This window comes from Vibrio lentus, assembly GCF_002875945.1.
Classification (GTDB): domain Bacteria; phylum Pseudomonadota; class Gammaproteobacteria; order Enterobacterales; family Vibrionaceae; genus Vibrio; species Vibrio apostichopi.
Genome location: NZ_MCZK01000167.1, coordinates 29,425 through 50,172, shown reverse-complemented (window position 1 = coordinate 50,172; position 20,748 = coordinate 29,425). Strand labels below are relative to the sequence as shown.

At 44.9% G+C, this 20,748-nt stretch carries 19 protein-coding genes and 1 riboswitch; of the genes, 9 read left to right on the top strand and 10 right to left on the bottom strand.

Annotation, left to right across the window (positions count from 1 at the left end; genetic code table 11):
• Positions 1 to 59: 59 nt before the first annotated feature.
• The 3 genes from thiB to mpl form a co-directional block, all read right to left on the bottom strand.
• Complete coding sequence (gene thiB / locus BCT49_RS21850; RefSeq protein WP_102438139.1) at positions 60 to 1,052, bottom strand: thiamine ABC transporter substrate binding subunit; 993 nt, start codon at positions 1,050 to 1,052, stop codon at positions 60 to 62.
• 53 nt (positions 1,053 to 1,105) lie between these two features.
• Positions 1,106 to 1,225, bottom strand: a riboswitch (TPP riboswitch).
• Positions 1,226 to 1,268: 43 nt separating this feature from the next.
• Complete coding sequence (locus BCT49_RS21845; RefSeq protein ID WP_016787846.1) at positions 1,269 to 1,892, bottom strand: flavin prenyltransferase UbiX; 624 nt, start codon at positions 1,890 to 1,892, stop codon at positions 1,269 to 1,271.
• Positions 1,893 to 1,929: 37 nt separating this feature from the next.
• Complete coding sequence (gene mpl, locus BCT49_RS21840; protein ID WP_102438137.1) at positions 1,930 to 3,288, bottom strand: UDP-N-acetylmuramate:L-alanyl-gamma-D-glutamyl-meso-diaminopimelate ligase; 1,359 nt, start codon at positions 3,286 to 3,288, stop codon at positions 1,930 to 1,932.
• A 270-nt stretch (positions 3,289 to 3,558) separates the two neighbouring features.
• Here mpl and fbp point away from each other — a divergent pair, with 270 nt between their 5' ends.
• Positions 3,559 to 4,569: a class 1 fructose-bisphosphatase gene (gene fbp, locus BCT49_RS21835; RefSeq protein ID WP_017107754.1), complete on the top strand. Its 1,011-nt coding sequence runs from the start codon at positions 3,559 to 3,561 to the stop codon at positions 4,567 to 4,569.
• 90 nt (positions 4,570 to 4,659) lie between these two features.
• Here the strand turns inward: fbp and BCT49_RS21830 are convergent, their stop codons facing one another.
• The 4 genes from BCT49_RS21830 to tamA form a co-directional block, all read right to left on the bottom strand.
• Entirely contained in the window at positions 4,660 to 5,016 is a 357-nt protein-coding gene (locus BCT49_RS21830) for a DUF2799 domain-containing protein (RefSeq protein WP_102438135.1), read from the bottom strand.
• 81 nt (positions 5,017 to 5,097) lie between these two features.
• Positions 5,098 to 5,454 carry a gamma-glutamylcyclotransferase family protein gene (locus BCT49_RS21825; RefSeq protein WP_102438133.1) on the bottom strand — a complete coding sequence of 119 codons (357 nt, stop codon included), beginning with the start codon at positions 5,452 to 5,454 and terminating at the stop codon, positions 5,098 to 5,100.
• Positions 5,455 to 5,508: 54 nt separating this feature from the next.
• Positions 5,509 to 9,267 carry an autotransporter assembly complex protein TamB gene (tamB, locus tag BCT49_RS21820; RefSeq protein WP_102438131.1) on the bottom strand — a complete coding sequence of 1,253 codons (3,759 nt, stop codon included), beginning with the start codon at positions 9,265 to 9,267 and terminating at the stop codon, positions 5,509 to 5,511.
• Positions 9,264 to 10,976, bottom strand: a complete 1,713-nt coding sequence (gene tamA, locus BCT49_RS21815) for an autotransporter assembly complex protein TamA (RefSeq protein ID WP_102438129.1) — start codon at positions 10,974 to 10,976, stop codon at positions 9,264 to 9,266. The genes tamB and tamA overlap by 4 nt, the downstream gene beginning before the upstream one ends.
• Before the next feature lie 196 nt (positions 10,977 to 11,172).
• Here tamA and msrA point away from each other — a divergent pair, with 196 nt between their 5' ends.
• Positions 11,173 to 11,802 carry a peptide-methionine (S)-S-oxide reductase MsrA gene (gene msrA / locus BCT49_RS21810; protein ID WP_102438127.1) on the top strand — a complete coding sequence of 210 codons (630 nt, stop codon included), beginning with the start codon at positions 11,173 to 11,175 and terminating at the stop codon, positions 11,800 to 11,802.
• 108 nt (positions 11,803 to 11,910) lie between these two features.
• Here msrA and BCT49_RS21805 read toward each other — a convergent pair whose 3' ends face one another.
• Positions 11,911 to 12,111 carry a DUF1107 family protein gene (locus BCT49_RS21805; protein ID WP_004735283.1) on the bottom strand — a complete coding sequence of 67 codons (201 nt, stop codon included), beginning with the start codon at positions 12,109 to 12,111 and terminating at the stop codon, positions 11,911 to 11,913.
• A gap of 252 nt (positions 12,112 to 12,363) precedes the next feature.
• Between BCT49_RS21805 and BCT49_RS21800 the strand changes: the two genes are divergently transcribed.
• From BCT49_RS21800 to BCT49_RS21770, 7 genes are all read left to right on the top strand, one after another.
• A complete protein-coding gene (locus BCT49_RS21800; RefSeq protein ID WP_102438125.1) occupies positions 12,364 to 12,915 on the top strand; it encodes a YtfJ family protein in 552 nt (183 codons plus the stop codon).
• Positions 12,916 to 13,005: 90 nt separating this feature from the next.
• Positions 13,006 to 13,296 (top strand): DUF2607 family protein, encoded by a 291-nt coding sequence (locus tag BCT49_RS21795; RefSeq protein ID WP_017078801.1) that lies wholly within the window; start codon positions 13,006 to 13,008, stop codon positions 13,294 to 13,296.
• A gap of 41 nt (positions 13,297 to 13,337) precedes the next feature.
• The gene (zrgA, locus tag BCT49_RS21790) at positions 13,338 to 14,114 is read left to right on the top strand and encodes a zinc uptake protein ZrgA (RefSeq protein WP_102438123.1); all 777 of its coding nucleotides are present in this window, start codon (positions 13,338 to 13,340) and stop codon (positions 14,112 to 14,114) included.
• 139 nt (positions 14,115 to 14,253) lie between these two features.
• Positions 14,254 to 14,970, top strand: coding sequence for an ABC transporter ATP-binding protein (locus BCT49_RS21785; protein WP_102438121.1), 717 nt, complete (start codon positions 14,254 to 14,256; stop codon positions 14,968 to 14,970).
• Positions 14,967 to 16,226 carry an ABC transporter permease gene (locus BCT49_RS21780; protein ID WP_102438119.1) on the top strand — a complete coding sequence of 420 codons (1,260 nt, stop codon included), beginning with the start codon at positions 14,967 to 14,969 and terminating at the stop codon, positions 16,224 to 16,226. The genes BCT49_RS21785 and BCT49_RS21780 overlap by 4 nt, the downstream gene beginning before the upstream one ends.
• 14 nt (positions 16,227 to 16,240) lie before the next feature.
• Complete coding sequence (locus tag BCT49_RS21775) at positions 16,241 to 16,756, top strand: DUF3299 domain-containing protein (RefSeq protein WP_065207465.1); 516 nt, start codon at positions 16,241 to 16,243, stop codon at positions 16,754 to 16,756.
• Positions 16,757 to 17,270: 514 nt separating this feature from the next.
• Complete coding sequence (locus tag BCT49_RS21770) at positions 17,271 to 18,179, top strand: TIGR03899 family protein (protein ID WP_102361401.1); 909 nt, start codon at positions 17,271 to 17,273, stop codon at positions 18,177 to 18,179.
• A 148-nt stretch (positions 18,180 to 18,327) separates the two neighbouring features.
• Here the strand turns inward: BCT49_RS21770 and cysC are convergent, their stop codons facing one another.
• Both cysC and BCT49_RS21760 read right to left on the bottom strand, forming a co-directional pair.
• Positions 18,328 to 18,948: an adenylyl-sulfate kinase gene (gene cysC / locus BCT49_RS21765; protein ID WP_017107743.1), complete on the bottom strand. Its 621-nt coding sequence runs from the start codon at positions 18,946 to 18,948 to the stop codon at positions 18,328 to 18,330.
• A gap of 24 nt (positions 18,949 to 18,972) precedes the next feature.
• Positions 18,973 to 20,697: an SLC13 family permease gene (locus BCT49_RS21760; protein ID WP_009847766.1), complete on the bottom strand. Its 1,725-nt coding sequence runs from the start codon at positions 20,695 to 20,697 to the stop codon at positions 18,973 to 18,975.
• Positions 20,698 to 20,748 lie beyond the last annotated feature (51 nt).

The window sequence follows — 20,748 nt, the reverse complement described above, 5'->3', positions numbered from 1 at the left end:
AAATACAGAAAGCTAGTTTTTTAAAGTACGTTAGAAAGCTCATTTTCTTAAATAGTAAGTTAAAAAGTAAGTGCACTCTGCCATTCGCGAATCCAAGGCTTGCGCTTAGCGGCGATTTCTTCAGGCGTAAAGCTCAGAGCTTTCTGCGGTACCGTTAACTGCTCGAACCCTTTTGGTAGTTCGATGTCAGTCACGGGGTACATCCAGTTACCCGTTGGCATCGCTGATTGGAACTCGTCACTCAGGATAAATGCCATAAATTCATCAGCCAGCTTTTCGTTCTTGCTGCCTTTGACCTTAGCTGCCACTTCGACTTGAGTGTAATGACCTTCTTCAAAGCTTGCTGCTGCGTACTTAGAATCACTTTCTGCAATGATGTGGTAAGCAGGAGAAGTCGTGTAAGACAGGACTAAGTCCGACTCGCCTTCTAGGAACATAGAGTAAGCTTCAGACCAACCTTTAGTCACAGTAACCGTTTTCTGAGCGAGCTTCTTCCACGCGTCTGTCGCTTCATCACCGTAAACAGACTTCATCCATAGCATCATGCCTTGACCTGGCGTTGAAGTACGTGGGTCTTGGTAGATAACCTTGAGGTCGTCACGCTGCTCAACCAATTCTTTCAAACTCTTAGGCGGGTTTGCTAATTTCTCTTTGTTATAGATAAACGCAAAGTAACCAAAATCATAAGGAACAAAAGTGCTGTCGTTCCAGCCGTTAGGAAGTGTCACTGATGACGTATCAACACTATGCTCAGCCAATAAGCCCGTCGCTTTCGCTTCAGCCATTAGATTGTTATCTAGGCCTAACACGATATCAGCTTTGCTGTTACCACCTTCAAGACGCAAGCGGTTAAGAATAGACACGCCATCTTCTAGCGCGACAAAATTCACATCACAGCCACACTTTTCTTCGAATGCTTTTTCAACAGCAGGACGAGGGCCCCAATCCGCAGCAAAAGAATCATAGGTATATACAGTTAGAGTATTGTCTGCAGCAACGGCAGAAAAAGAGATGGCTGTAGTAACAGCAAGAGTTGTTAATGTGAATTTCACTGGACGCTCTCCATGGTCTGAGCGGCACAGGTTTGAGGGAGGAGAACGGTAGAAGTTGTTCCTAACTCAATTCCTACGCCAGCATTATCTGGTTCAGGTTTACGGGTCCCAAGCACTTGCTTGATCTCAGCTCGCATTCATTATTTGAATGGTTCGCTCCCCGATGAGTGTTCAGAATTGTAATTCGAATTTTAACAATAAGCTATCAAGTTTGGATCAATTACGTTGATCGTAACCCCAACGTGGCACTAAACCTTGCTCGATACCAAGATGATCCAGAATGCGCGCCACCATAAAATCGACCAAGTCTTCGATCGACTTAGGTTGGTGATAAAAACCCGGAGCCGCAGGCATGATAGTGACGCCCATGGTCGATAGCTTATGCATGTTCTCTAAGTGCAACGTAGAAAATGGCGTCTCACGAACCACCAACAACAGCTGACCTCGCTCTTTCATAACCACATCCGCTGCTCGCTCGATCAGGTTATCTGATAAGCCATGGGCAATGGATGCCAAACTTCCTGCAGAACATGGACACACCACCATCTGCTTCGGTGCTGCTGAACCAGAGGCAACCGGTGAGAACCAATCATCTTTGCCACACACCACCAGCTTTTCTGGGTCACAACCTAAATGCTTAACTAAAGCTTGTTTCGCAGCATCTGGCCCAGCAGGTAACTTAAGTTCATGCTCTGTCGCCAACACCACTCGCGCTGCCGACGATATCAGTAAATAGACCTGATAATCTGCCGCTAATAAGCATTCAAGTAAACGCAGTCCGTAAGGCGCACCAGATGCGCCAGTGAAAGCGAGGGTTATAGCTTTATCGTGTTTTGTCATGTTCTCAATTACTTCAAATTATAAGGTCTTGGATCAGTTAGCCTTTGAGTGCCAATGCATCCAATAGTTTTTGATGAATACCACCAAAGCCACCGTTACTCATTACCAAGATTTGGTCGCCCGCTTGTGCCTCTGAAACAATTCTAGCAACGAATGCATCCATGTCATCACTTACGTGCGCGGGTTGATGGCACGCATCGGCAACGTCTTGTACAGACCAATCAATGTTATCCGGTTGGAATAAGTAGGTAGAATCCGCCTGCTTGAGCGAATCAGCCAAGGTTTCTTTGTGCACACCGCGCTTCATGGTGGCAGAACGAGGCTCTAAAACGGCAATGATTTTCTTTGTATCGACCTTATTACGTAAGCCGCCCAGCGTAAGTTCAATCGCAGTTGGGTGATGTGCAAAATCGTCATAGACAGAAACACCGGCCACTTCGCCTTTAAACTCTAAGCGACGCTTGGTATTAATGAACGTCGCCAGTGATTCGCACCCTAAGTCAGGTGTCACACCAACATGTCTTGCCGCCGCAATCGCCATCAAAGCATTGTTGACGTTATGATCGCCAACCAAATCCCAGTCTACGGTTCCAACACATTCACCTTGGAAGTACACCTCAAATTGAGAGCCATCTTTAACTAATTTCTTGGCATCCCAATCCCCGAGTTCACCACTCGACTCAGTTTCACTCCAGCAGCCACGAGATAACACATCTTGGATCGCGGTATCTTGCTTCGGTGAGAAAATACGGCCATTGCTTGGCACTGTGCGGACCAAATGATGGAACTGTCGCTTGATCGCTTCAAGATCATCAAAGATATCTGCATGATCGAATTCGAGGTTGTTCATCACTAACGTTCTTGGGTGGTAATGAACAAACTTAGATCGTTTATCAAAGAAAGCACTGTCGTATTCGTCGGCTTCAACCACGAAGAACATGCTTTCACCAAGGCGAGCAGAGATACCAAAATTACCCAACACACCACCGACAAGGAAGCCCGGCGCGTAACCGCAATCTTCAAGAATCCATGCCAACATGCTCGATGTTGTTGTCTTGCCATGCGTTCCCGATACCGCCAAAACCCAACGGTCATGCAATAAGAACTCTTGCAACCACTGCGGTCCTGATGTGTATCTAAGGTTGTTATCCAATACATACTCAACGCACGGGTTACCACGGCTCATCGCATTGCCAATGACCACCAAGTCAGGTCTTGGTTCTAATTGGCTCGGGTCGAACCCTTCAATAATCTCAATCCCCTGAGACTCCAACAAGGTGCTCATTGGAGGGTAAACATTCGCGTCACTACCAGTAACCTTGTGACCTAATTGACGAGCTAATACCGCAGCACCACCCATGAAGGTGCCACAAATTCCTAAGATATGAATATGCATATATTGCTTCCAAACGCTTGGCTAAATGAGCCATGTCTAAATCAAACTACTTGCACTCATTATCATTAAATGGCGATTAAAAGCGAGTCACAATGCAAAACAAATTTAGTCGACATAGTAAGTGAGATCTGTGTCGCTTAGTTCATTACCATTAAAAAGATCTAACCTTTAGAATTTAGGTAAGCGTCTAGATGAATAAAGCCCATATAAGAGGCTAATTCTACAGTGCTCAAATCCCCCCTAATATTCAGAGAAGTTTAAGGAAATAACATGTCTGAGATGCGCACCCTTGGTGAATTCATTGTTGCAAAACAAAATGACTTCCCCCATGCAAGCGGTGATCTATCATCCCTTTTGTCATCAATTCGTCTTGCTGCGAAAATTGTTAACCGCGAAATTAACAAAGCAGGTCTTGTCGACATTACTGGCGCTGTTGGTACAGACAACGTTCAAGGTGAAGAGCAACAAAAACTAGACCTATACGCGAACGACAAGTTTAAAGCTGCACTTGAAGCCCGAGACCAAGTTTGTGGTGTTGCGAGTGAAGAAGAAGACGAAGCCGTTGCCTTCAATAAAGAGCTCAACAAAAACGCAAAATACGTCGTGCTGATGGATCCACTTGATGGTTCTTCAAACATCGATGTGAATGTATCGGTTGGTACAATTTTCTCTATCTACCGTCGAGTATCTCCGATTGGTACTCCGCCAACACAAGAAGATTTCCTACAACCTGGACACAAACAAGTTGCCGCAGGTTACGTAATTTACGGTTCTTCAACCATGCTTGTTTACACAACAGGCGCTGGCGTAAATGGCTTCACCTACGATCCATCACTGGGTACCTTCTGTCTATCTCATGAAAACATGATGATCCCTGATGAAGGCAAGATTTACTCGATCAACGAAGGTAACTACTTCCGCTTCCCAACGGGTGTTAAAAAGTACATTAAGTACTGCCAAGAAGATGAGCCGAGTGACAACCGCCCTTACACCTCTCGTTACATTGGTTCTCTAGTATCAGATTTCCACCGTAACCTGCTGAAAGGCGGTATCTACTTATACCCAAGCACACAAAGCCACCCTCAAGGTAAGCTGCGTTTGCTTTACGAGTGCAACCCAATTGCTTTCCTTATGGAACAGGCTGGTGGTATCGCTTCAGACGGTGTTCAACGTATCATGGATATCAAACCAACAGAGTTACACCAACGTGTACCTTTCTTTGTTGGCTCAACAGACATGGTTCGCAAAGTAGAAGAGTTTCTTGAACTAAACCAAGACTAAACCTCTCGTTTATCTCAAAATAACATCATTAAAAAAGCCAGCATTCACATGCTGGCTTTTTACTATTCAATGAGTTAAGTGTTCACTAGGTTATCGAATATCAAACTTCGATTCTGCGCCTCGTTCATAGTTGAAACGGAACCATTTATCGATGTCATCACAAATTCCAAGGTAAGTTTCACCACGGCGCCCTAGCGCTCTTGGATTTTGAGAACAATACTGAGTTTTACCCACTTCATAACCTTGGCCATAAGCGGCATACAAGTTTGCATCAATTGATGGTGAAGACGCAGCTTCAGCCAAACTTGCTTCAGTCTGCTTGGTTTTTCCTTTCAGCGCCATTTCCTCGCCAAAGCTCTGCCAATCGGTCGTATTCATTGATGTTGGTGGCGGGGTTTGCGCACAACCAAATAGCATTACTGATAGCACCAATAATATATATTTCATAATTTCCTCCTGATGGAAAAGACTAGCTCGTACATTGAGACTTTTAGCTATTACGTCAGAATGCTTCCAGTAGTTCATTCACTATAGCGGGTTGTTCCGCTTACACCAGTCACCCGAAAGTATTTCTTTATTAGCTGTTAGATCAAGCTGATACAAATATACCCATGCTAATCCAAATATAGTCTCTATTTGCTCGCGACGATACTCAACAGGAACATCTTCTAGCCGATCGAGCGACTCCAAAATTTCGTCGTTAATGATATAGACCTCGCCAGCGACACTTTTCTTTCCAAAAATCATCGCCGGATAGGCACCTAAATCAAAAAGGGCAAATGTCTCTGGTGTATCAAAGCGCCCTAACAACTCACAATGCTGCAAATAGTGATGATTGGATTGGCCTTGTCTCAAGGTGCCGTAGACGAACACAAGATGCTGCATAACCCCTCCACAAACCATTCATACTTTTACTTCGATGAATGGCTGAAACATTATCTACTCGAACTCAAATTGATAGAGAAGATCCACAGCACTGTCTAGACCTGATACGGCTTCAACATAGAGATCCTGCATCAATCGATAACGAACGGTAAACTCACCTAACGAGTTGAAGATACCCACGCCATACTTCACCTGTAAACCAGGCAGAATGTAGCCACTTACCGTTACTTGCGAGTCATCACCAGAACCTGCGGTATCCAGTTGTAAATCTTGCACACCAAACGCTTCACCGATTTCGCCGACAACCTTACCGCTCTTCGCCAAGCTCAAGCCAATTAAGGTGGTAGTCATCGAACCGCTCGACTCACCATCAATATCTTGGCCACGCAAAATATAAGACAGCGCATTTGCTTGAGGCATCGCAGGGTCAGAATAAATCTCGATGGTCGGCTCTGTCGCAGGCCCAGTCACTCGAATACCGGCGGTCACATCATCCTGAGTGTTGTCAGGGTTACGTATCGCATTGATTGCTACGTATGGCTGATCCGGAGGACCATTCATAAGAATCTTACCCTCTTCGATCAAAAGGTCTTGTCCGAATGATTGGTAAGTACCATCGACGATGTTCACTTCACCGGTAATGAATGGGCCTTGGTCTTTTTGAGCCACATTGAGCTTACCGACCAACTCACCTTCAAGGCCGAAAGCGGAAAGTTTAAAGTCATCGCCAATGGAGATATTAATATTAGTCATCACATTGAATGGAATCGTGTCTTCGTTTTCTGGCTCAAGATCTTTATTCAAGATAACTTGATCAGAAGAGACGCCGACCGCTGACGGTGGTAAGTCTTCAACAACAATACGTCCCCATGGCAACGCGATATCACCCGTAATTTTTGCAAGCTCAGGCGTGACATCAATGGTCATGTCAGGAACAACCTTAACCTTGACCATCGGTGGGATATCAACCATCAACTCATCGGCAAATACTCTGACATTAGAGTGCCATGCTTGAAGATCCTGCCAGTCCCCTGAACCCTCTATATCAAGATGGCCATCCGGTGTTTCAACATTGGCATCCAGCTTGGCGCTGTAGCCGTCAAAATCGAGGTCAATACGACCATCTTTAATATCCACTGGCGTGACATCGCCTTTAACTTGAATACCATCAACAGAGAATTGACCAAAGACTTGAGGATGCATCAAAGAGCCTTTTACTTTTAAATCACTCTCAAGATCGGCCTTCAATAGGCTGTATTCACCAAGAATCGGCTGTAAGAAATCCAGATGGAACGTTGTCAGCTTAATGGCCGCATCGACTATTTTGTCTTCAGCGAGAATATCCGGTAGCGATACCGTACCAGACAAGTCACCATTATCAGACACATCCAGTTTAAAGTCGGCGTTCAGTTGGTTGTCTTTCAGCTGTGCATTCAATGCAACGCTTTCCCAACCGAGTGTAATCGGCTCTCCAACTTGCTGAACAACCTGACCTTTCGGCATATCGACGCTAACCGTCACCTCCGGTTCACCTTGTTCCGACCACTTGGCATGAGCGGTCGCATTCACTAAGCCCTGTAGTTGCGTCTCTTTAGGCACAAAGGCTTTAATCTGTTCGAAATCGAATTGGTTGATCGCCAATTTCGCCTCACCCGACTTCCCGACACGAACGTCTTCATCCAGACATACACTCGAACCCGATTGATTCCAACAGTGTGCTTGTACATCAGCAAACTGCTTGTCGACATCCGCCTTAATCGCGACAGGTTGATCTAATACCCACGGTCCCTGTTGCGTGGTAATTTTGACTCTGTCTAACGACCCATCCCAAATAAGAGAAGGCTTTTGAATCAACTCACCGGAAATAACTAAGCTTGTAGACACGATGTCGGATATCACATCAAGTGTCACGGTATGCTTCTTCTCACCACCGCTTACCGTTAAGTCGATGCTTTCAACGCTTTGCTCTTGATAGGTTAAGTTCTTGGCTTTTAATACAAGGTCAGCTTGAGCTTCCGGTAATGGCAGTGGCACTACAGAGCCATTAAGCGATAACGATTCAAGCGTTGCCTCGTTATTCCAATCGACCTTATCAACATTTAAAGCAAGATCGACTTCAGGCTCTTTCGTTGGACCGCTCAGTTGGATGCTACCAATCACTCTGCCTTTCAACTCAGGAATACTTTTTGCGAGCTCAGGGAAGAAGATATCAACGCCCATGTCCCATTGCTTATCAAGCTCACCCAAAGCCTTAATCGAGTTAACACCGTGAGCTAAACTCAAACCACTGGTTTTCAGTTTAGGTTCGCCGCTCGCGCTGCGATCCGACGCTGACAACTGCCCTTCGATATCCAGAGGGTATTCTCGCAAGATCCCTTCGATATCCAGCTTAGGCAGTTCAATCGCCCAACCGCCCGCTTCGGTCAGCTCACCCGAAGTGACGATGCTTCCGCTAATGTTACCTTCGGCTTCTGGCCACTGCAGACCCGGTTGAATGTCTTTAAGCGTCACATCGGCTTGCCAATTAACGAGCTTCTTCCAGTTCGCTTTGACTACACCATTTAGTTCGCCACCCAAGGTATTCAGTTTCAAGCGTTCAAGTTCAATCTGTTCCGTGGTGCCTTTGCCTTGCAGATCTATTGTTAAGGCCGGAATTTCCTTACCATCCGCTTCGCCTTTAAGCTGCACATTAAAACCATCTAATGAACCATCGGCTTTGAACTTCTCGATAGCCGCTTGGTAGTCACTTTTCCCTGTCAGAGGCCATTGCGCTTTACCTCCCTCCAAAAGAAGGTCAAATGGCAGAGTTGGCTCTAAGGGTTGAATCTCCCCAGACAGTTTTGCCTCTATCAATTCAGAAAACTGAGACTCTAGGCTTAACTTAGCCACGCTGCCTTGTGCTTTCAGCGATAACTTCTGACCAGCGAGGTCGGTTTCTTTCACCAAAGCATCTAAAGAAAGATCTAACGGGTAGCCCTCTTTAAGCTCAACCTTAGCCGCAAGGTTAGCGCTTGCTTGTGGCATATCGAGCTCTAGAGCGGAAACATCTACCGTATGTTTACCTGCTCGAGCTTCTAACCCAAGGTGGTTCACTACAATTGGGGTTTCTTGTTCTAAGGTGAAACGGTTTAGGTCAAAACGCTCCAGTACAACCTGTAAAGGAATCCAGACTTCAGGTAGCTCGATCGCTGTTTTAGCGGTTGATTCTGGCTCTACTGTTTTTGTTTGCGGTTCTTCTGTCGACTCAGCAAGCTTAACCTTTAGGTCATTGAACAAAGTTGGCGACACCGTCAGCTTTTCACCCTGCATGCTCAGAGCCGTTGAGAACAAGCTCCATTCGATCTCATGACCCAAGATATTCAGTTTGATATCAGACAAAGCAATACGGTTGATCACGATTGGTAGTGGTGTTTTCACCGATGTCACTGGCGGAGTCGGTTCTGTTTCTTCTGTAGAGGCAGGAGGCAATTCAGTAAATGCGAAGTCCAAACCTTGAATCGCTAAGCGGTCGACACACAACTTAGGGTCGAGTAAACATCGAGGATTAATCGCCAAGTTCAGCTTTTGAACCTTGGTGTCGATATGCAGGCTGTCATCTTTAAACTGAACATTATTAAGCGTAAAACTTGGGAACAGAGCCCCTTTGGTGCTTTCCACTTTGAGTTGTGGCAATGCTTTTTCAGCGCCCCATAGCACTGTGTTCAACCCTGGATTGGTGAACAAAACAAAACCGAGCAGGGCTATCAACAACAGCAAAATAGACGTCAACGAAATTGACGTCCATTTAATGCATTTGCCCATCACTTTGATCATAATTCTGGCCCTAAACTAAAGTGCAGTTGGAACTCATCGCCTTTCTTCGCATCTAGACCCCAAGCAAAATCTAAACTCACAGGACCGACAGGCGACGCCCAACGAACCCCGACACCGGTACCATGTTTCCATTCAGGCTTGTCATTGAATGCATCACCAATATCGTAGAAAGCCGCACCCCACCAATTACCAACCAAGCGGTATTGGTATTCAAACGAGCTGGTTGCAATGAATTTTGCACCCGTTAGTGCACCACTTTCATCACGAGGAGATATAGATTCATAACCATAACCACGGATACTGTTGTCACCACCGGCAAAGAACCTCAGCGAGGGAGACAGTTTCTCAAATTCATCGGCAAAGTTTCCGCCGAACTGAAGTCGAGTTAAGCCTCGGTGATTGTTACCGATGCTGCGAATCCATGCCGTTTGTCCTTGAAAACGCACCACCTTAGTTTCAGACAACAAGGTGTCATCGCCCGCTTCAACCATGATGGTTTGCTTGTCGCCCCACATTGGCATCGAGCCACCACGAGTTCGAGTTCGCGAGAAAGAGATACCCGGCAACACGAATTGCGCTAAGTCATCTTGCAAGCCTTGTTCATAGTTTTCGATCAAGTATCGAATGAACACTGTGCGTTGCCAGCCGTTATCCAGACGCCAATACCTTTCTAAGGCTAGGTTCGATTCCAAACTCTTAGTATCACGGTTATCTAAGTTCTTCATGCCGTACTTAATTTGATAATAGTCATTAAGCACATCATCTAACGGAATCTTATAAGTCGCAGTAATCGTCTGTTCGGGCTTAGAAATCGATAGGCTGCTATTGAAGCTATGCCCTCGGTCGTTAACCCAAGGCTTCTTCCATTTAAGGGTACCTTTTACACCAAGATCGGTTGAAACACCGATACCGGTTTCAATTTGATTGCGCGCTTGCGGTGCAAGGCTAACCTTCATCGGAATTTCTCTGCCTTCACCCAGTTCGCTTAAATCCGGTTCAACAAATACAGAAGAGAACCAATCCGTATTAGACAGGTTTTGGTTATACTCGCCGACTTTGGTAATCGAATAAGGTTCGCCATCTTCAAATGGTTTGAGTGATTGCACCTTGTCATCTCTGATCTGACTGCCAGTAACCTGAGTCGTGCCAAAGTGATAACGAATACCACTGTTGTAATGAAGACGAACGTAAGCACGCTTTAATTCCGGGGCAACCTCTAACTTGCTGACCTCATACGCACCATCAAAATAGCCTTTCGCTAATCCAAGGTTACGCATCGACGATTTCAAAGAATCGTAACTACCATGATTGAGAACCGAGCCTTTAGAAAGCTTGCTCTTGGCGATCAAAGCCAAAAAGTCAGGATCATCTTTTGCTTCGCCGCTAAGCACGATATCAGATGTATAAATGAGAACCGGTTCGCCCGGCTCAACAGAAACAATGAGCTCAGAATCATCTTCAGAGTGAGAAAATTTGATTGTAGGTTGGTAGTAACCCAACGCATTGAGGGCTTCTTTGATCATAGATTCCAGACGAGATTGGAACCTTAGTGAAATCGCATACTCTTCTTCAGGAATGGCACTTAGATAAGCATCAACATTGTCCTCAAGCGCTCCATCAAGCCCTTTAATCTCAAGGGATACGTCGGCATAAGCAAGCGTCGATGACAGTAGAGTGCCAATCAGAACTGGTAAAGTTTTTCTTATCATGTTTAATTGGTTGAAGAAGTTATCAATACGTTAATAAGTGAAAAGAAATAATACCGCTAAAAAGCCATTGAGTCTGTAACAAATCTGGTAATAACACGGTCTAATTTAAAGACTTAGTCAATATTAACCAACCGTTAATATGAACCTAGAGTGAAATTAGACCAACGCGGTAAACGTATGCGAAAAGGAATATAACATGCTAAACAAACAACAACTGGTTTCCGCAACAACCGCTTTACCGGGAAATGCGAACCCAATCCAAATCACTGAGCGCCATTTCGTTAATCAAACGGATCTACTTGATCCGCCTACGGGTTCTCAACAAGAAGTTCTGCTCGGTATGGGGTGTTTCTGGGGAGCTGAACGTCTGTTCTGGCAATTAAAGGGCGTTGTCTCTACCTCAGTTGGTTACGCAGGTGGATACACAGTAAACCCAACCTATGAACAAGTATGCTCAGGACAAACAGGCCATACTGAAGTAGTTCGTGTTGTTTTTGATAGCGAGCAAACCTCATTAGCAACGTTGCTTGAAACCTTCTGGGAAAGTCACGATCCCACTCAAGGTATGCGCCAAGGTAATGATTTAGGCACTCAATATCGCTCCGCTATCTACACCTTCAGTGAGCAACAACAATTGGTTGCTGAACAATCTAAGCAGGAATACCAACGAGCGGTCACTGAATCATTAGGCAACGAGATCACGACGGAAGTTCTGCCAGCCGGAAAGTATTTTTTTGCGGAAACGTACCACCAGCAGTATCTAGCAAAAAATCCTAATGGCTACTGTGGTTTAGGTGGAACCGGTGTGTGCTTCCCACCACAATAAACGGTGCTAGGCCGTAAACTAAAACGACATCCATTAAAAAAGGGCTTCCATTAAGAAGCCCTTTTTCATTGTTATCTATTTCGCATGAGACAAATCGATAAGTGTCAGTTACACCGGCAGCGCAGCAATCGTACCGTTAACTTCTTTAAAAATGGTGAGCTTTTGTTTGTCTGAAACTTCAGGAAGAAGCACTTTGCCTTGGTCGAAGCGAAACTCTCCGATACCTTCAATAGCAAACTGGCCTTTGAACAGGACTTTAACGAAACGCGCCACTTGGTGTGGACGGTAAGTAGAAAATTTTCTTAACATAATACAACCTCAATTCCATTTGAGTACTACAGTTACCTGCCTGAACATCGCCTTGTTCAAAGCACATATAATCGCTAAATCCTTTAGCAAACAGCAAGATAATCTATTGTTCATCTCGATATTGATGCATTATACCTTTTGATAACAAGCCTGCAACTTATTTCTACATCGTACGATAAAAAAGTTAAAGAGGCATTTTTCAAATTTCATATTATACTTCCAGTGCAAACCAATAAGCGGAACAAAAATATAATGAAAAACAAAACTCTACTGGCTTTTTTAGCCGCAGCCTCTCCACTCTTCGCCAATGCTCACAACCTATCTGTAGGTGAAACTCTGCCTGCTGTCGATGTTAGCAATTATGGTGAAATCGTACTAAACGACGGAAATACCGGATATCAAGCTTGGGCGACCAACAATCTCCTAGGTAAAGTTCGTGTCGTTCAAGCTATCGCTGGCCGTAGCAGCTCTAAAGAGCTCAACGCACCACTGATGGCAGCCATTACAGCATCTAAATTCTCAGAAGACATCTACCAAACCACCACCATCATCAACCAAGATGATGCTATCTGGGGCACCGGTTCTTTTGTGAAATCGTCTGCCGAAAGCAGTAAAGAAGAATTTCCATGGTCTTCTATGGTGTTAGATGAAGACGGATCCGTCGCGTCATCATGGGCTTTAGCAGAAGAAAGCTCAGCGATTATCGTTCAAGACAAACAAGGTAAAATATTGTTTGTCAAAGAAGGCGCTCTCAACGAATCAGAAGTCACGCAAGTTATTGAATTGATTAAAGCGAGCCTTTAATCAGATAATCGCGTCTTTTTCGAGACCTGACCAAAGGATATTGTTATATTATAACAGTATCCTTTTTTAATTCTGTGGTTAATCATCCTCATGTGGCAAAACACACCTAACAATGTGAAACGCAAAACAGGCTTCTTGCTTGGGCTGATGCTCATGTTAAGCGTGTTAGCGGCAACACATATGGTGGATATTGACCCCGATCACCACACTTCGCATCACTGTGAGCTGTTTTCGATAAATCAGTTCATTACTGCGCACTCACTGCCACAAGTTCCAGAGTTCCATTCCGAATTTACAGCCACGATTACAGAGTCAGTAATTTCGTTACAGCGCCTGTATTTCGCTTATTTAGCACGTTCACCTCCTGTAAATATCGCTTAATTACCACTACTTTTTAATTAACCTTTATTCAGGAAAAAAACATGAAACCTACTATTTTAGCCGTTGTTATCGGCATGACTGTCTCAACGAATGTTCTAGCTAACGAAGAATTCCGCTCTCACGAAGCACACGTGCACGGTAAAGTTGAAGTGAACATCGCTCAAGATGGGCAAGAGCTGCTTGTTGAAGTAACAGCTCCCGGCGCTGATGTGGTTGGCTTTGAGCATGCTCCAGAAACTGCCGAGCAAAAGAAAGCGTTTGAACAAGCTATCGCGCAACTGAACAAGCCAGAAGAACTATTTGGTTTCAACAATGCAAGCTGTACTCTGAAGTTCAAGTCAGTGACGAACACCCTAGAAGACGATCATGATGACCATGAAGGCCATGACCACGCTGAAGGCGAACATGACGACCACGAAGGCCATGACCACGCTGAAGGCGAACATGACGAACACGAAGGCCATGACCACGCTGAGCACGATCATGACGAACACAAAGACCATGACCATGCTGAACACGATCATGACGACCACGAAGGCCATGACCATGCTGAACACGATCATGATGACCATAAAGACCATGACCACTCGGAACACGGTCATGATGACCACGAAGGCCATGACCATTCAGAAGGTGGCCACGGTGAATTCACGGTTGAGTATCACTACCAATGTTCAGACATTGCGAAACTCGATACGGTGAGCACTCAATGGTTCTCTAAGTTCAGCAACACAAAATCAATGACGGTGAACCTGCTAACTGACAGCGCTCAAATTCAAGAAGTGCTTAACGCAGATCGTATTAGTTTTCGATTCTAATCAGTATTAGATTGAATTAAACGTAGATAAGCAGCCAAGTAAGTATTCACTTACTTGGCTGTACAAATCGGTGTGCTCTGGGAATTTATTATTCGAATAACTGTCCAGTAGATACACCGCTTTAATTATTGGAGCTAATATGTCTTCTGACAGTTCATCACTTGTCGTCAAACTCGAAAATATCAGCTTTCGTTGGAAGCCTGAGCTATCCCCAACTCTAGAGATCCCTTCACTGCACATCCAACCCCAAGAGCACCTTTTCATTAAAGGTCCCAGTGGTTGCGGGAAATCGACATTATTAGGGCTGCTGACCGGAATTAACCAAGCAGATCAAGGTGAAGTCTCTATCTTAGGCCAAGACCTCACTCAGCTGACACCTCGTCAAAGAGACAAATTCAGAGCCGATCATATTGGTTATATATTCCAACAATTTAACCTGCTTCCTTACCTGTCTGTGATCGACAACGTGACGCTTCCTTGTCAGTTCTCAACAATTCGCAAGCAGCAAGTCACTGAAAGTAAGAGCAGCCTGCAAGCCACCGCCCAAGATTTATTGTTACGCCTAAAACTGCCTCAAGCTCTAATGGATAAGCCCGTTACTGAGTTGAGTATTGGCCAACAACAGCGTGTCGCGGCAGCTCGTGCCTTAATCGGCCAACCAAAGATCATCATTGCCGATGAACCGACATCCGCTTTGGATCATGACAACCGAGAAGCTTTTATCGAACTGTTGCTAGAGCAAGCCAACCAAGCGGGTTCTACTCTGATCTTTGTTAGTCATGATCCCACACTAGAAAAGCTGTTCACTCGAACCATAGATTTAAAAACCGTTAACCAAGCTAAGGTTGTCGTATGAAAGTAATTACTCACTTAGCCTTAAAAAGCGTACTCAACCGTAAAGCCACCGCTATTCTGACCATTCTCACAGTAGCAGTGTCCGTCATTCTCTTGCTCGGTGTTGAACGCGTTAGAACCGAAGCAAAGAGCAGCTTTGCCAATACGATTTCAGGTACTGACCTTATCGTCGGTGGCCGCTCTGGTCAGGTAAATCTGCTGCTTTATTCCGTATTTCGAATCGGTAATGCGACCAACAACATCGACTGGAAAAGCTATGAAGAATTTAGCCAGCACAACGCGGTAAAGTGGGCGATCCCCATCTCACTGGGGGATTCACATAAAGGCTTCCGTGTCATGGGCACAAACCATAGCTACTTTGAAAACTATCGCTATGGAAGTAAGCAATCACTTACTTTTCAAGAAGGAAAAGAATTCAATCAGCTATTTGATGTGGTGATTGGTGCCGATGTCGCGAAGAAGTTAGATTACAAGATTGGTGATCACATCATTCTGGCGCACGGTATCAGTGATGTTGCCTTCAGTCGCCACGACAACCTACCCTTCACAATTGTGGGCATACTCGCGCCAACCGGAACACCGGTAGATAAAACCGTGCATGTTTCGTTAGAGGCCATTGAAGCGATTCACGTTGGCTGGGAATCAGGTGCCAACTTAGGTCACACGCCAGATGCTGAAACGCTCAAGACCTACGATTTCCAACCTAAACAGATTACCGCAATGATGGTGGGGCTTAAATCGAAGATTCAAACCTTCGCACTGCAACGAGAAATCAATAACTACCGCCAAGAGCCGTTGAGCGCCATTATGCCGGGCATTGCTCTGCATGAATTGTGGGGAATGATGGCCGTCGCAGAACAAGCACTATTAATTGTGTCAGGGTTTGTTGTAATCGCGGGACTGTTAGGGATGCTGAGTAGTCTACTCACTAGTTTGCAAGAAAGACGTCGAGAGATGGCCATTCTGCGGGCGATGGGCGCAAGGCCTCGCCATGTATTTGGTTTGCTAATTAGTGAAGCCAGTGCACTGACCTTCCTCGGTATCACATTGGGTGTTGCCGTGTTGTTTGCTCTAATCGCAGTAGTTGCTCCTATTGTGCAACAAAGTTATGGTATCAACATATCGATATCCGCAATCACACCTCATGAGTGGAAACTGCTTATGTTGGTGCAAGTTGCCGGAATCATTATCGGCTTTATTCCCGCTTTCAGGGCTTACCGTCAGTCATTGTCTGATGGCATGACTATTCGAATCTAAAATAGGAACCTACGATGCAACGCAAATTCCTACTGATACTTGGGTTACTTATGTTCCCATTTATCAGCACAGCTCACGCTGACACCACTCAGACTGACGAATCGGTATTAACACTCGATTGGATTGACTTAATTCCTGAATCGGAACGAGCACAACTAGATTCATTTGGCATGCCGATGGTTAACCACGACAGTATGGACAAACCTCAACAATCGACACTTGGCGCTGTTCGTCCGGAGTTGAATGGCAGCACTGTGAAGATTCCAGGCTTTGTGATTCCATTGGAAGGCGATGAGAACATGATCACGGAGTTTCTGTTGGTGCCTTACTTTGGCGCATGTATCCATGTGCCACCGCCGCCACCGAACCAAATCATCTATGTGAAGTTCCCTAAAGGTGCGCCGATCCAGCAGTTATGGGATGTGATCTATTTAGTCGGTACGCTGAAAACGGAATCAATAAGCCACGACTTAGCTCAGACAGGTTACCTGATTGAAGGTACTGCAATAGAAGAATATGACGACATGTAGTCATTAGAAGGGTGGCTCAAGGATGAGCTGCCGTCACTGAACAAAAGATATTATTCAATAACAGTTTTATAACGATATTGTTTGACTAGATTACGCGATATAATTAGACAAATAAGCTAGCACGGCTACATAAGTAGCGAGTAATAACCCTATACTAAGCTGTTTCTTCAGCTTGTTATCATTGACTTGATTCATAACTCCTCCTTGAGAATTACAACAAATTTAACATTTTATTATCATTATAAAAAGTAAAATTTTGTTGAAGTCTTCAACTCTGCACGCAAAATCTAGCCACCAATACGATAAAGAGTTACATTTTAGACAGTTATACCAATCACAGTAAGTAAGTGTTCAGAAGTAGCGTAGGAAAAAAGCGTGAGAACAAGGCGACTCTTTTCGATAAGTAGTTATTCTACAATCAAAATTGCTAACGCAATTATCGAGCGTTTTAACAAGCTAGGGCGAGCAATTAATTACTACGATTGGTATTGAGTCGTCTCCTAACGGTACTCTTATGTCAGAAACCAAACAGCCAGTGATCATTGAACATGCTAGCGATACACAGCACAAGCATGAGAAAAAGCCTCATATTGCCGACAGCACAAGTAGAATGCTGCACATCGCACAAAGCTTCGGCTTAGATTCTTTAATCAGTCATAGTGCAAAACCAAGCGATAAAGCTGAGAGTACGCTTATCGAGCGGGCGCTATTACGAGAGAAGAAACGCAAAGAACTGCGTCAAAAGAATCTAGAACAGATTCTGAAATTGGCGCACTCTTCATGTAAGGATGAAGCGGCTGGAGATCCTGATCAGGACTGGTTATATCGCTTTTTCGATATGGCACAAGAGATCCACAATACATCGATGCAGAGACTATGGGCTCAGGTATTAAAAAGAGAGGTCACCAACCCAGGTTCAACGTCGATGAAGGCGCTGCAGATCTTGCAGGACATGACACCAAAAGAAGCACTCACCCTACAAAGAGCGGCTTCACTTGGCTGTAGTTTTGGTAGTGATAGCAGCAGAAAGCTATTACTTGGTTTTAAATCTCATGCTGGAATATTCAGCTTCGGCAAAAGAGACACCACCAACACCATCAACCTTGGTGGGCACAACCTGCCCTACTCTAGCCTGCTCCATTTGATTGAGCTCGGTATCATTCTAGGCACTGAATTAGAGTCTGGTGAGATTGATTTCGACCCAGCGTTGCACCTGACTTATCAAGGTAAGAGCATGTCACTGGCGCCTATATCAAAAGGGGTCAAGCTGGTTTACTACCGATTCAGTCCAACAGGCAATGAGCTGTGTACCTTACTTGGCAACAAACCCAACATGCAGTATTACGACCAACTGATTGCTCTATTGAGTCAGAAATTTACGGTACAAACAGAAGTGAAAAGCAGTGTGAATTACACCGTCTAGTAATGACGGTGTACACAGTAAAGAATATTGAGAAGAGTAAAGAGAATCTAGAGGATAGGTTTCTTGTCTCGGTAAACCAAGGCTGCTCTATTTATCCATCATGAATAAGCAGATAAGCAGGCGAGTAGCCTTAGTCATACCAACGATCTCAATTGGCTAAAATATTACGCTTCTCTAAAGCATCAATACACAATTCGACCAGTTCATCGAGTGTCTTCTCACCCGCAGGTAGATCTATCTCAGGGTTCTGAGGCGCTTCGTACACTGAGCTAATGCCAGTAAAATTCGGGATTTCTCCAGCGCGCGCTTTCTTATACAAACCTTTAGGATCGCGCTGTTCGCAAACCTCAAGAGGCGTATTAACAAACACCTCTAGAAACTCACCTTCAGGCAATAAATCACGCACCAACTGTCTCTCCGCTTGATGTGGAGAAATAAACGCAGACAATACGATCAAACCCGCATCCGCCATCAATTTAGCAAGTTCACCAATACGACGAATATTCTCTCGACGGTCTTGCTCAGAGAAACCAAGATCGCTACATAATCCGTGACGAACATTATCGCCATCCAATAAGTAAGTATGGTAACCAAGCTGTGCCAAGCGGTTTTCTAATGCTCCAGCGACTGTTGACTTCCCAGAACCAGATAATCCCGTGAACCAGAGCACGGCTGGCTTTTGTGATTTCAGATTAGAGCGGAATGCTTTATCAATCGAGTGTTGATGCCACACAACATTCTCATCTTTTGGTTTGAGTACTGCGGTCATAATTAGTCCTTTAAATAAACAGCATTAAAATGGGAAAAAGTAAGGAATTAGGGTCAGCACCAAGCCCGAATAGACAATCGAGATTGGGATGCCGATACGTAGATAATCGGTGAGATGATAATTACCTACGCTATAAACAAGTAAATTGGTTTGGTAGCCGTATGGCGAAATAAAGCTGGCGCTGGCACCAAACAGAACCGCCATAATGAATGGCATAGGGTCAACGCCATAGCCGATAGCCATGCTGTAGCCAATTGGGAACGAGAGTGCTGCAGCCGCATTATTGGTCACTAACTCAGTCAGAACCAAGGTCATGAAATAGGTCGCAACTAACGCACCGAACACGCCCCAGCCATTAAAGGCTTCCATAAACATCAGCCCCATACGCTCAGACAAACCCGATGAAATCATCAGTTGAGCAATAGAAAGTGCAGAGCCAACGATCACCACAATATCAACCGGAAAACGGCGACGAAGCTCACCAAGTTGCACCACGCCAAAGGCCACCAGCAACAGTAAGAAACCAGCCAGCCCTTTGATAATCGGTACGACTTCAGCAAGGGCTAAACCAATCACACTGGCAAAACCGAGCAATACAAACGTCGATTTATCCGCATCAAGCTTGGCACTCGAGTCCAAGTCATTCATCAACACAAACTCTTTGTTGTGTTGTTGACGCTGCTCTTCAAAACGCTTACCGGGAACCAAAATCAAGGTATCCCCAGCGGTTAGTGTGATGTTTCCAAGGCCACCTTCTAGGCGTTCATGACCGCGACGAATAGCAACCACAACCGCATCAAAACGATCTCTGAACTGGCTGGTTTTCAGGGTTTTATTACAGAAGCTTGCCGACGAACTCACCACGACCTCAACAAAACTCTGGCCGTTAAGGTGATGCTGACCAAACAGAGTTAATCCTTGAATTTCTTGCAGTGTCGCTACGCTTTCAACGTCGCCACAAAACAACAGTCGGTCACGAGCTTGCAGTATGAAGTCAGGGTCTATAGACGCTGTTGTTTTACCGTCTCGAATCACTTCCGCTAAGAACAATTTTCTCAGAGCTCTAAGATTATTTTCGCTTACACTGCGGCCAACTAACGGTGAGCCGGGCTCAACTCTAGCTTCTAGAAAGTAAGGCAGATCATCTTGGGAACCATCATCGTAGCTTGGTAAGAAGTAACTCAGAGGGATAAGGATCAACACACCACCGACCAAGACCGCTAAACCGATCAAGGTTGGTGTGAAAAAGTTTAAACTCGGCAATCCTGCATCTTCAACAAAGCTATTGATGATCAAATTAGTTGAAGTGCCGATCAATGTCAGCGTTCCACCTAAGATGGCAGCGTATGACAGAGGGATAAGCAGTTTAGATGGCGCATGTTGCTGATTACGTTTGATCGCTCCGATCAAAGAGACAACCACCGCCGTATTATTGGTAAAAGAAGAAAGTAACGCTGTGGAAATACCCAACTTCGCAACCACGGTACCTAGCCTACCTTCAGAGATATTGCGGCTAACCCAGCTGATTAAGCGAGTTTTCTCCAACGCACTTGAGGCGAGGATCAAAAGAATTAAAGTCAGTAACGAGGAGTTAGTGAAGTTATTGGCTAAGCTCGACAAGTCGATCATACCAGCCATAAAAGCAATAAACGCCGCGCCAGCAAAGATAAAGCTTGGCTTAATACGGGTAACGAGCAGGCAAGTAATGATGCCGAGCAAAATCGCTAATACAAATCCTTGTTGCCACATATACCCGTCCTTTATGGCGGAAACAATGAGTTTCCGCCTGATTCAATAAGC